The sequence below is a fragment of the Rhodovulum sp. 12E13 genome (assembly GCF_003340565.1).
Classification (GTDB): Bacteria; Pseudomonadota; Alphaproteobacteria; order Rhodobacterales; family Rhodobacteraceae; genus HLUCCA09.
The window spans coordinates 23,844-37,215 of the sequence record NZ_QPLK01000016.1; the positions used below are offsets into that span (position 1 = coordinate 23,844).

Sequence of the window (13,372 nt, forward strand, 5' to 3'; positions counted from 1 at the left end):
TTCTTACGCAACGTCACTAGACGTCTGGTGCCGGTCGAGGTGCCGGCGAGGGAGGATCGGACAATGCACAGGCCCCTTCTGGCCGAGTTTCTCGGCACTTTCGTGCTCGTGCTGGGTGGCTGCGGCAGCGCCGTCCTGGCCGCGGGCGTGCCCGACGTGGGTATCGGCTGGCTGGGGGTCAGCCTCGCCTTCGGCCTGACGGTCATGTGCATGGCCTATGCCGTGGGCGGCATCTCGGGCGGTCACTTCAACCCCGCCGTGACGCTGGGCCTCAGGATCGCGGGGCGCTTCGACGGCTCGCTGCCGCTCTACTGGGGGGCTCAGGTCGCGGGCGCCGTCGCCGCTGGCGCGGTGCTGTTCGTGATCGTCTCGGGGCAGGCGGGCTTCGACGGGGTGGGCAGCTTCGCCTCGAACGGCTACGGCGCGGCCTCGCCGGGCGGCTATTCGATGATGTCGGGCCTGGTGACCGAGGTGGTGCTGACGGCCGTCTTCCTCGTCATCATCCTCGGCGCCACGGCGCCGGGCGTGCCGGCCGGCTTCGCCCCCATCGCCATCGGGCTGGGGCTGACGCTGATCCACCTCGTCTCGATCCCGGTGACGAACACCTCGGTCAACCCGGCCCGCTCGACCGGCGTCGCGCTGTTCGCAGGGCCCACCGCCCTGTCGCAACTATGGCTTTTCTGGGTGGCGCCGCTCGCCGGCGGCGTCCTCGGCGCCGTGGTCTGGGGCCTGATGAAGCCCGCCGCCGCACCCGCTCCGGGCGGAGCGACGCCGGCAGAGTGAGCCGTCACTCGATCGCGGGCAGAAGGGCGTCGTCGAGCGCGCAGTCGCGCACCACGTCGGCCCCGCAATAGCGCGGCACGAGGCCCTTCGTCAGACAGATGCGCACCTCCTGCACGTGCCCGTCGCGGCAGGTGACCGTCAGCATGTCGGGGCGGAGCGCGGGGTTCGCCTCGAGCCATGCCTCCTCGACCACGCGGGCGGGCAGCCGGACGTCGCGGCCGAGCCGGCGGAACACCTCCGGCCGCGTGACCGAGCCGTATGCCTCGCGCGACAGGCCGAAGTAGTCGCGCGGGTGCAGGCCGGCGCAGCGGCCGTGCTTCTGCCACTGGTACCAGGCGAGCCCCCCCGAGCCCATCACGTCGGCCATGGCCGCCGTCATGCGCCGCGAGGGGTCGGGCTCGATCGTCGGGCAGTCCGACGGCCAGCCGCGCTCGTATTGCGGCCAGAGCCCGTGCAGCACCCAGCCGAGATCGCGGCCCGCGTCGCACTGGTCGGCGCCCTCGGCCCGCCCCTCGAGGTCGCACCATGTGGGCGACCACGACAGCGCCATCACGTAGTAGTCGAAGTCGCCCGCGCGGTCGCCCTCGGCCCGCAGGGCACAAGCCGCGCAGAGCCACGCGAGCACAGCCAACCTGATCATTCGCCCTTCCCTTTCGTCCCTTGCGCCTTTATATCCAGCGCGATCCCCGAAAACGAGGATGTGCGGCGCCCGCCGCAGGCCCGCCCCGGCCGCCGGGTGATTCTTGCCGCGAGACGCGAAGGAGACGACCCATGAACAAGCCGCTGATGGCCAAGGCGACCGCCGTCTGGCTCGTGGACAACACCACCCTGACCTTCAGCCAGATCGCCGAGTTCTGCGGGCTGCACGAGCTCGAGGTGCAGGGCATCGCCGACGGCGACGTGGCCGCGGGCGTCAAGGGATTCGACCCGATCGCCAACAACCAGCTCGACCAGTCCGAGATCGACAAGGCCGAGAAAGACCCCAAACATCGCCTCAAGCTCAAGCACAACCCCGCCGCCACGGGCGAGGAAAAGCGCCGCGGCCCCCGCTACACGCCCCTGTCGAAGCGGCAGGACCGGCCGGCGGCGATCCTCTGGCTTGTCAAGTTCCACCCCGAGCTTTCGGATAGCCAGATCTCCAAGCTCGTGGGCACGACCAAGCCGACGATCCAGACGATCCGCGAACGCACGCACTGGAACATCCAGAACATCCAGCCGATCGACCCGGTGGCGCTGGGCCTGTGCAAGCAGTCGGAACTCGACCAGGCGGTGCAGAAGGCCAACGCCCGCCGCGCCGCCGAGGGGACCGCGATGTCCGACGACGAGCGGCGCAAGCTGGTGTCGACCGAAACGTCGCTCACGTCCGATCCCGAGCCGCGCATCCCCACCGCCATCTCGGGGCTCGAGACCTTCACCCTCGGCGGCTCGTCCTCGCGTTCCGACGACGACGAGGAAGAGGATCGGCACGGCAAGCTGGTCGATGCCGACAGCTTGTTCAACCTGCCCGACAGCAACGACGACGACGAGGACGACGATGAGGACGACCGTCGCTGACGCGCCCGCGCGGAGGCTCGAGCGTGGGCGGCCAACGGAGCCCCGCACAGGCTGACCCAGAGGCCGGCCGCGCCGTCCGCTCGCCGCTCGGTAGCGTGGATGGGGGCGGGCCCCCACCGCGGTGATTGGGGCGGTGGCCATCCTTCTTCTTCGTGCCTCGCCCCGCTTCCTGCCTCGCCCCGCACGCCGACACGCGACCATTCCAACAAGAACACCAGGCTCCTGCCGGGTCTTGCCGAGGCCTGGCCCGAGCGCCTCGGCGGCGACCGGACGGCGGGCACGGTCGACGGCCTGCCGGTGGTCTTGGCGCTGGTGGCGGCGGTGGCCCGCCTCGCGCCCCCCGCCGCCTTCTCCCCCGTCGAAGCGGCGCTGCTGGCGGTCTTCGCGGTCGCCGCTTGCCAAAGCGAGTGCCCTTGCCTCACTCGCGCCGGCCTGCGCGGGCGACCGGGGGACCGTCTTCGTCGTCGCGGCCGGCCCCTAGAGCGCCTTGCGCGCCTTCAGGGCAGCGGTGATCGTGCCGTCGTCGAGGTAGTCCAGCTCGCCCCCCACCGGCACCCCCTGCGCCAGCGACGTGACCGACGCGCCCGACCCCTCGAGCGCGTCGGCGATGTAGTGGGCGGTGGTCTGGCCGTCGACGGTGGCGGCGAGCGCGAGGATCACCTCGGTGATCCCCTCGGCCCGCACCCGCTCGGCCAGCCGGGGGATGCCCAGCTCTTCAGGGCCGATCGAGTCGAGCGCCGAGAGGGTGCCGCCCAGCACGTGGTAGCGCCCCGAGAAGGCGCGGCCGCGCTCCATCGCCCAGAGGTCGGCCACGTCCTCGACCACGCAGAGCTGACCGGTGGCGCGCTTCTCGCTCTGGCAGATCGGGCACAGCGTGGCGGTGGCGATGTTTCCGCACTGCACGCACTCGCGCGCCTCGCGAGCCACCGCGGCCATCGCCTCGGCCAGCGGCACCATCAGCTTGCCGCGCTTCTGGATCAGCGTCAGCACGACACGCCGGGCCGAGCGCGGCCCGAGGCCGGGCAGCCGCGCCATCAGGTCGATCAGCGTCTCTACCTGCGGCGGGATCTGGCTCATGTCGGCCCCGCCACCCGCATGCCCCGTCGCACCCGGCCGGGCCTCACATCCCCGGCAGGTTGAGACCGGCGGGCAGGCCCAGCTCGGAGGAGATCTTCTCCATCTCTTCCTGCGAGCGGCGCTGCGCCTTCTGCTGCGCCTCCTTGATCGCGGCGAGGATCAGATCTTCGACCACCTCCTTCTCGGAGGGCTGGAAGATCGACGGGTCGATGTCGAGGCCGCGCAGCTCGCCCCTGGCCGAGCAGGTGGCCTTGACGAGGCCCGCACCGCTCTCGCCCACGACCTCGATGCGCTCGAGCTCTTCCTGCATCTCCGCCATGCGGGTCTGCATCTCCTGCGCCTTCTTCATCATCCCGGCCATGTCGCCGAGGCCGCCCAATCCCTTCAGCATCGCATCCGCTCCCTTGCTGGCGTCCCTCAGGGTGTAGGCGCGGGGCGGCCCGCGAACAAGCGCGGCCGTGACAATGTGGCCCCGCGCCTTCCGTTGGCACGCACACGATCGTGACCAGATATGATCCGGCGGGCGCGCGCCGGCGTATCCAGACGGGATTGCAGGAACAGGATCACGATGCCCACCGACGCACGAACGCCCTACGCCCGCCTCCTCCTCGGCCTGACCCTCGGCCTCGCTCTCGCCGCGCCGATGGCCGCCGGGATGGAAGGGGTGCAGACCGAGTCGCTGCGCGCCCTCGCCGAGCGCGTTTTCACCCCCGGCGCGCTGGTCGAGGATCGGGCCGACTGACGTCGCGCTCTCGCCCCGAGGCGTGCGTCACTCCGACTCGAACGGGTCCCATTCCTCGTCGACCTCGGGAAGCGCCTCGGCACCGGCGTCGGCAGCGATCTGCTCGGCCGTGCGGATCGCGGCGATCCGCGCCTCGGGGAAGGCGTCGAACACCGCCTGCACCATCGGATGAGCACGCGCCTGCTCTTCAAGCGCGGCCCTCTCGGCGTCGCGCGCCTCGGCGATGGTGGGCGCCCCTCCCTCCGAGACCAGCGTGACGGCCCAGCGCGCCCCCGTCCACCGCGACAGCCGCTCGCCGAGGCGCTGCGCGAGGTCGGGCGCGGCCCCGGGCGCCGGCTCGAAGGCGATGCGGCCGGGGCGATAGGAGACGAGGCGCACGCCCTGCTCGACCTCGAGCAAGAGGGCCACGTCGCGGTTGGCGCGGATCAGCTCCTGCACCGCCTCGAAGCTGGGGTAGCGCGCCAGTGCCACCTCGGGCTCCGCGCGCGCGACGGCGAGCGCGCTGCCGACCGGTGCGGCGCCCGGTGCGGTGCCGCGCGGCGTCGAGGGCGGCGGCGCGGCCCCGACCGGCGCAGTTCCCCGCGCCGGCGCGGGGGCGGGGGCGGCTGGCCCGGCCCCCTCGGCGCCCTGCGCCTGCAGCTGTCGGATCAGGTCCTCCGGCGGGGGCAGGTCGGCGACGTGGGTGAGGCGGATGAGCGCCATCTCGGCGGCCATCATCGCGTTCGGCGCCTGGGCCACCTCGTCGAGCGCCTTGAGCAGCATCTGCCACATCCGGCTGAGCACCCGCATCGGTAGCGCCTCGGCCATCGCGCGCCCCCTCTGCCGCTCGTCGGGCGAGACGGTAGGGTCGTCGGCCGCCTCGGGCGTGATCTTGGTCACGCTCACCCAGTGGCAGACCTCGGCCAGATCGTGCAGCACCACCAGCGGGTCGGCCCCGTCGGCGTACTGCGCGGCGAGCTCGGCCAGCGCGCCCGCGGCATCGCCCCTCAGAACCAGGTCGAACAGGTCGAGCACCCGGCCGCGGTCTGCAAGTCCCAGCATCGCGCGCACGTCCTCGGCCGTCACCGCCGCGCCGCCCGCGGGCCCCTGCGCCAGCGCCTGGTCGAGCAGCGATGTCGCGTCGCGCGCAGACCCTTCCGAGGCGCGCGTGATCAGCGCCAGCGCCCCGTCCTCGATGGCGCCGCCCTCGGCCTCGGCGATCCGGCGCAGAAGGGCGATCATGTCTTCCGGCTCGATCCGCCGCAGGTCGAACCGCTGGCAGCGCGAGAGCACCGTCACAGGCACCTTGCGGATCTCGGTGGTGGCGAAGATGAACTTCACGTGCCGCGGCGGCTCTTCCAGCGTCTTGAGGAGCGCGTTGAACGCAGAGCGCGACAGCATGTGGACCTCGTCCACGATGTAGACCTTGTAGCGCGCCGAGGCGGGCGCGTAGGCGACCGAGTCGATCACCTGCGCCCGGATGTCGTCGATCCCGGTGTTCGAGGCCGCGTCCATCTCGAGCACGTCCATGTGCGCGCCCTCGGCGATGGCCACGCAATGCTCGCACATCCCGCACGGGTCGGTCGTCGGGCCGCCCCGCCCGTCGGGCCCGATGCAGTTCATCCCCTTGGCGACAATGCGGGCGGTCGTGGTCTTGCCGGTGCCGCGGATGCCGGTGAGGACAAAGGCCTGAGCGATCTTGTCGGCGGCGAAGGCGTTGCGCAGGGTGCGCACCATCGCGTCCTGCCCGACGAGGTCGGCAAAGGTCTGCGGGCGGTATTTCCGCGCCAGAACCTGGTAGCCGCTTTCGCTCATCCCGTCCCCCTGGCGATGCTCCCGGAAGCCTAGGCTCTCGGCGAGCCGGCGGCAACGCCCGGGCGGCCGCGGGCCGCCCGCCGACCGAATCGAAACCGCCCGCCCCCTGGCAGGGACGGGCGGTGTCGGGTGAGAGGCTGGACAGCGACCCGAGCGGGGCTCGTTACGGCTGCTCCCTTCCGGGCCTGACCGGGTTGGCGAGGCGCTCGCCCGCGCCAACCTCTCTCCACTAATTTACGGGTCGGCGGCCCGGCCTTCAAGGGGGCCGCGGCGTGCGTCGCCGTTTCGCCATGCCCGGGCGGGCAGGGGCGCTCGGGAGCGCCTCAATGCGGCGTCCGCTCGGCCCAGCCGGCGAAGACCTTCTCCAGCGCGACGACGATGTAGTAGAGCAGGATCCCCAGCACCGCGAGCGCGATCAGGACGGCGAACATCAGCGGGTAGTCGCTGTTGGTCTTTCCCGAATCGAACAGCGCGCCGAGTCCGCGGCCGTGGGGGCTGACGATTTCCATCAGGTTGGTGCCGATGAAGGCCAGCGTCACGGCCACCTTCAGCGCCCCGAAGAACTCCGGGAGCGTCTTGGGCAGCGCGATCTTCCAGAAGATGGTCGTCTGGCTCGCGCCCAGCGAGCGCAGGATGTCGCGGTATTCGGGCTCCAGCGTCGACAGGCCGATCGAGACCGAGACGGCGATCGGGAAGAACGAGATCATGAAGGCGATCAGGATCGTGTTGAAATCGTGCGCGCCGACGAAGAGCAGCGCGACGATCGGCACCACCGTCGCCTTGGGAATGGCGTTGAAGCCCACGAGCAGCGGGTAGAGCGCATCGCGCATGGTGCGGGAAAAGCCCATCATCATGCCGAGGGCCACGCCCACGATCACCGCCACGATCAGGCCGACGACGGTGCGCCACAGCGTCTGCCAGCCCATGACGAGGAACAGCTCCCAGTACTGGGCGAAGGCGGGTGGCAGGTCGGACGGCGACGCCATGACATAGTCGGGCCAGCCGTTGGCCCAGACGAGCGCCTCCCAGACGAGGCAGAAGACGATCACCGCCGCGATGGGCGCGACGACCGCACGGCTGGTGAGCCGGTCGAGGACACGGCGCCCGGCGCCGCTCGCGGCGTCCCCGGGGCGGGTGATCGGGGCGGGAACATAAGCCATCGTGTCTCTCTCCTCAGGCGACGCCCTGCGCAGCCGAGCCGGGGGGCGGCGCGGGCACGTCTTCGCCCCTCTCGCCGCCGTCCGGGCCGGTGGCCTCGGCGGGCGCGCGGCCCTGCGCGATCTCGATCTGGTGGCGCAGCACGTTGAGCATCTCGGCCGCCTCGGCGGTGTAGAGGTGGTCGAGGTCGCGCGGCCCCGTCTCGCCCACCTCCAGCGTGAACTGCGCATGCGCGGGCCGACCCGACATCACCACCACCTGGTCGGCAAGAAAGATCGACTCGCGCAGGTCATGGGTGATCAGCACGCCGGTGAAGGGCTCGCGCTCCTTCACCTGGTGCATTGTCTGCCACAGGTCCTCGCGGGTGAAGGCGTCGAGCGCGCCGAAGGGTTCGTCGAGAATCAGCACCTCGGGCTGGTGGATCAGCGCCCGGCAGAGCGAGGCGCGCTGGCGCATGCCGCCCGAGAGCTCCGAGGGCTTCTTGTCCTCGAAGCCCTCCAGCCCGACGAGCGACAGGAGGAAACGCGCGCGGTCCTCGGCCTCCTTCCGCGACAGCTTCGAGGGCACGATCTCGAGCGGCAGCAGAACGTTCTTGAGGATCGTGCGCCACTCGAGCAGCACCGGGTTCTGGAACGCCATGCCCACGGTCGAGCGCGGCCCCCGCACGCGCTCGCCATGCAGCCACACCTCGCCCGCGTCGGGGATCATCAGCCCGGCGATCAGCCGCGTCAGCGTCGATTTCCCGCAGCCGGACGGGCCGACGACGGCGCAGAAGCCGCCCTCGGAGACGGTGATGTCGAGGCGATCGAGCACCTTCAGCGGGCCGCCCTTCGTCTGGAAGGTGTGGCTGACGTCGCGGATCTCGATGAGGGCGTCGCTCATTCTTCCCTCCCGGGGATGTGCCTTCGGCGAGGATACCTGGAGCAAGAAGAAGGAACGGCGCGCGCCCGGCTTCTTCTTGCTCCAGGTATCCCCGCCGGAGGCATGAAATACTGGGCCCCACCGGGGCCGCGCGCGCGCCGCCGCGAGACGGCGCGCAGTCGGGTCACATCGCCGCGTCGAGCGGGAACAGCCCCTCGGGCAGGAACGACCCGTCGAAGTAGAGCTCGGGCGTCGGCGCGTTCTCGAACTCGTAGGTCTGCCCGATCTGCTCGATGGCTTCCGCCATTCGCGCCTCGTCGATCCCGCCCATGCCGTGGGCCTGGACGTGATCGGTCAGCACGTTGGCGTCGATCGCGAGCTGAAGGCGCCGCGTCTCGAGCTCGACGTCGAGCGCGGGGTTGCGGCTGGCGATCATCTGCACCGCCGCCTCGGGATCGGCGATCGCGTCCTGCCAGCCCGCGGCCACGGCGGCGAGGAAGCCGCGCACCACGTCGGGATTCTCGGCCGCGAACTCCGTGTTGACGATGATCGCGTTGCCGTAGAGCTGCAGGCCGTGATCTGCCATCAGGATGGTCGAGATGTCGTCCTCGGGCACGCCGAGGCGCACGAGATTGAGAAACGACGAGAACGAGAAGCCGGTCACGGCGTCGACCTCGCCCTCGGCCAGCATCGGCTCGCGCGTGGGGAAGCCCACGGGCTCGACCGTGATCGCGTCCATGTCGATGCCGGCGGCGGTGGCGAAGGCCGGGAACTGCGCCCAGGCGCCGTCGGGGGGCGGCGCGCCCAGCACCTTGCCCTCGAGGTCGGCGGGCGTCTCGATGCCGAGCGACTTGCGCCCCACCACGGCGAAGGGCGGCTTGTCGTAGACCATCATCACCGCGATCACGGGCGCGCCGGGGTTCTGGTCGAGAAACTTGACGAGCGAGTTGATGTCGGCAAAGCCGAGGGGGAAGGCGCCGGTCGCCACCTTGGGGATCGCGTCGAGCGAGCCCTGGCCCGCCGTCACCTCGACCTCGAGGCCGGCCTCGGCGAAGTGGCCGTTGTCGATGGCGGCGAAGTAGGCGGCCGAGGGGCCCTCGAACTTCCAGTCGAGCGCGAAGGGGATCTGGGTCTGCGCCGAGACCGCACCGGCGACGAGCGTCGCGGCGGCGGCGAGGGCGGCGAGGGATCGATTGAACACCGGGTGCACCTCCTTGTCGGGTCCATGTCGGCTTCGGGCCGGGCGGGCGTCAGCCTGACTGCCGCCGCACATTGCGGGGCGAGCCGGCGGAGGGAAGCGTCGCGCCCCCTGCCGACCGCCAGCCTTCCGCCGCCGCGCGATGGCGATGCACGGACAATGCGGGATGCCCGTTTTACAGGCAATCCCCGGATCGCGTGTCTCCGTCATGTCGCGCGCGGCGGGGCGACCCATCCGTCTCTGCCGCGTGTGGCCGCGCTTCCGGCCGGACGGCGTCGCGGGCCGCGACCCGCGACTCCCCTACCCTGCGTCGCCCGCCCCGCCGCGCCGTGTGCCGTTCCGGCCCGCGGCCGGTGGCCCGGCTTGCCTGTCGGGCTGCGCAGCGCGCCGTGCCGTGCGGTCCGCGTCCTGCCGCCGCGGGGGGGCGCCCGTGGCGGGCGGAGATGCGGGAGACCGCGGCGCTGGCGCGGCAGCGTCGCCGTCGAGCAGGTCGGCGCGCGACATGTCGACCTCGTAGAGAACGAAGCCGCGGGCATCGCGCCCCGCCGCGTGCAGGATACCCGCCCCTGCCGGCTCGGGCAGCGGGTAGAAGCGTGCGCCCGGTCCGGTCGGATAGATCGCCCGGGCCGCGGCTATCGGGCAGAGCGCCCAGCCCGCCGCGGGCAGCCGCTGCTCCGCGCCCCCGCGGGCCACGAAGGCCTCGAGCGCCTCGCGCACCGTCAGCTCTCCCACCGGTTCGGCACGCGCGCGCAGCCCCTTGTAAACCTCGTGGCTGCCGAGGCGGTAGCTGTTGGTCGCGAGGCGGAACCGGTCGCCGGCCCGCACCGGCCTGCCGTCGCAGGAGAGGTCGCGCACGCGGCCGTCGGCGGCACCGGGCACGCCCCGGCCTGTCCACGCCGCGACGAGAGGCGGCGCCGAGGGGTCGATCCGATAGGTCAGCCCGGCGATGGTGTCGAACCCGTAGCCCGCCACCGCAGCGTCGAGAAGGGGCGCGCCCGACGCGCCCTGCTCCACCGTGGCGAAGACGCTCGCCGCGCGCTCCAGCCAGAGGCGAAGCTCGGCGCCCGTCACTTCGATCACCGTCAGGCGGTTGGGGTAGACCTGCAGGTCGATCAGGTGGCGGCACAGCATCTCTCCGGCCGGCACGTCGGTGTAATTGTCAGGGCCGTGCAGCCCACCTGTCTTGTGCGGCGCGGCGGCCGACAGCAGCGGGATCTCGCCCTCCTGCGCCGCGATGCCGGGCAGGGTGGCGCGGACCGCCGCGCGCTGTGCCTCGTTGACCAGCCGCACCGCCGGGCTGTCGGCCAGCAAGGCGAAATAGGTGTGCAGCGGCCGTGCGGTGCGGGCGACCGGCCGGCGAATCGCGGCGAGGGCACGCTCGTGGCAGGCGCGCGCGGCCGCCGCCACAGCCGCGTCCGGCCGGTCTGTCTCGACAGGGCACACCGCCGTCTCGCTCGCCGCCACGCGCCAGCCGCCGGACCCGTCCTCGACCTCGAGCAGCAGGTCGACAACGCCGAGCGCCTCGCCCCGGCAGCCCGGCATCACCGCCGGCGTTCCGTGGAGCCGCCCGCGCCTGGCGTCGATCGCCGCCGGGGCCGGCGGCCAGTCGGGGTCGGGAAAGCGCCGGTGCGCATGCCCCGCCAGCACCACGTCGACACCGTCGAGCGCCGCGAGCGGCCCGGCCGAGTTCTCCATGCCGGCCACATGCTCTGCGCGGCCGATGCCCGTGTGGGCGAGCACCACCACCAGATGCGCCCCTGCCGCCCGCATCGCCGGCAACCATGCCGCGACGGCCTCGACCGCATCGCGCGCGAAGAGCCGGCCGCCGAGCGTGTCGGCATTCCAGTCGAGCGTCTGAGGCGGCAACACCCCCGTCACGCCGAGGCGGACCGGTCGACGGGCCCCGTCGCCACAAAGCAGCTCGCGCTCCAGGATAAGGTAGGGCGCGACGAACGGCGCGTCGTCCACGGGGCGCGCGCCGAGCCTGCGCACGAGATTGCACAGGGTCAGGGGCACCGGGCTGTGCCGGGCGATGCGCTCGGCGGTCGCCAGCCCGTGGTCGAAATCGTGGTTGCCCAGCGTGGCGGCATCGACTCCCGCCGCCGCGAGCGCGGCGCTCATCGGGTGCGGGCCGTCGCGCTCGGCCGCCAGCACGGCATCGAGCGGGCTGCCTTCGCAGGCGTCGCCCACGTCGAAGAGCGCGGCGTTGCCCGCTTCGGCCACGGCGCGCCGCGCCTCCGAGGCGACAAGCGCGAGGCTCCGCCCAGCGACGGGCCGGTCTGCCGCGTAATCGTGCGGCATAAGCTGCATGTGCAGGTCCGAAAGGGCGAGCAGCCGCAGATGCGCCTGCCCCGGCCCGGTGGATGCCGCGAATCTGTGGCTTTCCGCCTCCAGCGTCCCCGTCCCCCGTTGTTGCGCCTCTTCGATGCACGGCATCCCCCGCCGCGACCGAAGGGTGGCCCGACACGCCCCCTCGCACGCGCCCGGCAACTCTCCCCAAGGTTGCATCATGACATGGAGGGTCGCGCCAGCCAAAGCCGCTTTCTTCCCGCGCGGAAGGTTTGCACGGCAGCCGCAGGCGTGGCATCGCTGCCACGGGTCGCGCCGGCGGCGACCGGGATCGCAGGCGACGGCAGGCGCCCTGCCCCCGCGCCGACGGTCAAGGGGACGACACGGGGACAACGCTCATGAAGGACGCCGAGCAGGTCACGTTCGGGGGCTCGGCTCTCGACCGCGCGGCAGAGACACGGGGCGCGGCCGACGCGCTGCGCCAGGCGCCGGGTAGCCGCATCCTGCCACTGTGGCGGGGCAAGCCCCTCGTGCGAGACGCGCCTGGCGACGGTCTCACCCTCGCACCCCTGCCCGGCGAGGCGCCGCTTCTCGCCCACGGCCCCGGCACGTCCGTCTTCCTCGGCCGCTCCGACGGCGCCTCCTGGTACGCCACCGATATCTCCGGCTGGGATCCCGCGGGGCAGCAGACGGAAACCGTCGGCGCCTTTCACGACCCGAGCGAACAGCACCCTCCCGGCCTGCCCGAAGACCACCGCTTCATCGATCTGCGGGCGGCCATGGTGCGCCTGACCGCACGTGACGCCGAGCTGGCCGCGACCGCCCGCGGCGTGCTCGGCTGGCACCGCACGCACGGCTTCTGCGCCCGCTGCGGCGCACCCAGCGATGTCGCCGAGGGCGGCTGGCAGCGCGTCTGTCCGGATTGCGGCGCGCGCCACTTTCCGCGCACCGACCCGGTGGCGATCATGCTGGTGACCGACGGCAATTCGGCCCTGCTCGGCCGTTCTCCGCACTGGCCGGACGGAATGTACTCGCTGCTCGCGGGCTTCGTCGAGCCCGGCGAGACGCTCGAGGGCGCCGTGCGCCGAGAGGTCTTCGAGGAGTCCGGCGTGCGCGTGGGCGAGGTGACCTATCTCGCCTCGCAGCCCTGGCCGTTTCCCTCGTCTCTGATGCTCGGCTGCCACGGCCGGGCGCTTTCTCGCGAGATCACCCTCGACCCGGCCGAACTGGACGACGCGATATGGGTGACGAGGGAAGAGCTGCTTGCGGTCCATGCCGGCGAGAGCGGCAGGCTGCGGCCGGCGCGGCCGGGAGCGATCGCGCATTTCCTGCTCGAGCGCTGGCTGGCAGACCGGCTGGACTGAGCTGCAGATCGCGGCGCAGAGTCCGGGGCTTGGGTCCGGCGAGACGGGCAGGCATGGATATGTGGACGGGGACTGGGACGGGTATGAGACTGCACGCCACGGAGGAGCTGAAGCTGCCGCAAAAGCGCGCCTGGGCCGAAGCGACCAATTTCGGCGGGTTCGAGAAGCTGCTGCGCGACCGCGGCGCCCACCTGGAACGCTCGGCCGAGCCCCAGCCCCCCGGCCTCGGCACGCGGTGGCAGGGCAGCTTCGAGTACAGCGGCAAGCGGCGCGAGGTCACCGCCGAGGTCACCCGCTTCGAGCCGCCCCACGCCCTGCACCTCGCACTGACGAGCGCGGGCCTCGAGGGCGACCTCGCCGTCACCCTGACCGAGGGCAAGGGCGGGCGCACCCATCTCGATGTCGGGCTCGACCTCGCCGCCCGCACCATGCGCGCCCGCATCTTCCTGCAACCGCTCAAGCTCGCCCACGCGACGCTTCAGGCCCGCTTCGCCGCCCGCCTCGGCAAGCTCGCCCGCGCCATGGAAAAACGCCGACCGAGGGCCTGATCGC

At 72.2% G+C, this 13,372-nt stretch carries 13 protein-coding genes and 1 other RNA gene; 5 read left to right on the top strand and 9 right to left on the bottom strand.

Going from position 1 to position 13,372, the window contains the following annotated elements:
• Positions 1-63: 63 nt before the first annotated feature.
• A complete protein-coding gene (aqpZ, locus tag DLJ49_RS14015) occupies positions 64-783 on the top strand; it encodes an aquaporin Z (RefSeq protein WP_115394181.1) in 720 nt (239 codons plus the stop codon).
• Positions 784-787: 4 nt separating this feature from the next.
• On the opposite strand, the gene DLJ49_RS14020 is transcribed toward aqpZ, so the two are convergent.
• On the bottom strand, positions 788-1,423 hold the full coding sequence (locus DLJ49_RS14020; protein ID WP_115394182.1) for a ribonuclease T2 family protein: 636 nt from the start codon (positions 1,421-1,423) through the stop codon (positions 788-790).
• Positions 1,424-1,554: 131 nt separating this feature from the next.
• On the opposite strand from DLJ49_RS14020, the gene DLJ49_RS14025 reads away from it, so the two are divergent.
• Positions 1,555-2,337 carry a DUF1013 domain-containing protein gene (locus DLJ49_RS14025; RefSeq protein ID WP_115394183.1) on the top strand — a complete coding sequence of 261 codons (783 nt, stop codon included), beginning with the start codon at positions 1,555-1,557 and terminating at the stop codon, positions 2,335-2,337.
• Between the two features lie 477 nt (positions 2,338-2,814).
• Here DLJ49_RS14025 and recR read toward each other — a convergent pair whose 3' ends face one another.
• Together recR and DLJ49_RS14035 are read right to left on the bottom strand one after the other, a co-directional pair.
• On the bottom strand, positions 2,815-3,414 hold the full coding sequence (gene recR / locus DLJ49_RS14030; RefSeq protein ID WP_115394184.1) for a recombination mediator RecR: 600 nt from the start codon (positions 3,412-3,414) through the stop codon (positions 2,815-2,817).
• A 43-nt stretch (positions 3,415-3,457) separates the two neighbouring features.
• On the bottom strand, positions 3,458-3,805 hold the full coding sequence (locus DLJ49_RS14035; RefSeq protein ID WP_115394185.1) for a YbaB/EbfC family nucleoid-associated protein: 348 nt from the start codon (positions 3,803-3,805) through the stop codon (positions 3,458-3,460).
• Between the two features lie 177 nt (positions 3,806-3,982).
• On the opposite strand from DLJ49_RS14035, the gene DLJ49_RS21805 reads away from it, so the two are divergent.
• The gene (locus tag DLJ49_RS21805; RefSeq protein ID WP_158547471.1) at positions 3,983-4,156 is read left to right on the top strand and encodes a hypothetical protein; all 174 of its coding nucleotides are present in this window, start codon (positions 3,983-3,985) and stop codon (positions 4,154-4,156) included.
• Between the two features lie 27 nt (positions 4,157-4,183).
• On the opposite strand, the gene DLJ49_RS14040 is transcribed toward DLJ49_RS21805, so the two are convergent.
• The 6 genes from DLJ49_RS14040 to DLJ49_RS14065 form a co-directional block, all read right to left on the bottom strand.
• Positions 4,184-5,950: a DNA polymerase III subunit gamma/tau gene (locus DLJ49_RS14040; protein ID WP_115394186.1), complete on the bottom strand. Its 1,767-nt coding sequence runs from the start codon at positions 5,948-5,950 to the stop codon at positions 4,184-4,186.
• 128 nt (positions 5,951-6,078) lie between these two features.
• An RNA gene (ffs, locus tag DLJ49_RS14045) (signal recognition particle sRNA small type) lies at positions 6,079-6,175 on the bottom strand.
• Between the two features lie 98 nt (positions 6,176-6,273).
• Positions 6,274-7,110 carry an ABC transporter permease gene (locus DLJ49_RS14050; RefSeq protein WP_233489029.1) on the bottom strand — a complete coding sequence of 279 codons (837 nt, stop codon included), beginning with the start codon at positions 7,108-7,110 and terminating at the stop codon, positions 6,274-6,276.
• A gap of 13 nt (positions 7,111-7,123) precedes the next feature.
• Positions 7,124-7,990: an ABC transporter ATP-binding protein gene (locus DLJ49_RS14055; protein WP_115394187.1), complete on the bottom strand. Its 867-nt coding sequence runs from the start codon at positions 7,988-7,990 to the stop codon at positions 7,124-7,126.
• 163 nt (positions 7,991-8,153) lie between these two features.
• Complete coding sequence (locus DLJ49_RS14060; protein ID WP_115394188.1) at positions 8,154-9,170, bottom strand: ABC transporter substrate-binding protein; 1,017 nt, start codon at positions 9,168-9,170, stop codon at positions 8,154-8,156.
• A gap of 297 nt (positions 9,171-9,467) precedes the next feature.
• Positions 9,468-11,603 (bottom strand): 5'-nucleotidase C-terminal domain-containing protein, encoded by a 2,136-nt coding sequence (locus DLJ49_RS14065; RefSeq protein ID WP_158547472.1) that lies wholly within the window; start codon positions 11,601-11,603, stop codon positions 9,468-9,470.
• A gap of 251 nt (positions 11,604-11,854) precedes the next feature.
• Between DLJ49_RS14065 and nudC the strand changes: the two genes are divergently transcribed.
• Together nudC and DLJ49_RS14075 are read left to right on the top strand one after the other, a co-directional pair.
• On the top strand, positions 11,855-12,820 hold the full coding sequence (gene nudC / locus DLJ49_RS14070; RefSeq protein WP_115394190.1) for an NAD(+) diphosphatase: 966 nt from the start codon (positions 11,855-11,857) through the stop codon (positions 12,818-12,820).
• Positions 12,821-12,903: 83 nt separating this feature from the next.
• Complete coding sequence (locus DLJ49_RS14075; RefSeq protein ID WP_115394191.1) at positions 12,904-13,368, top strand: SRPBCC family protein; 465 nt, start codon at positions 12,904-12,906, stop codon at positions 13,366-13,368.
• Positions 13,369-13,372: the final 4 nt, after the last annotated feature.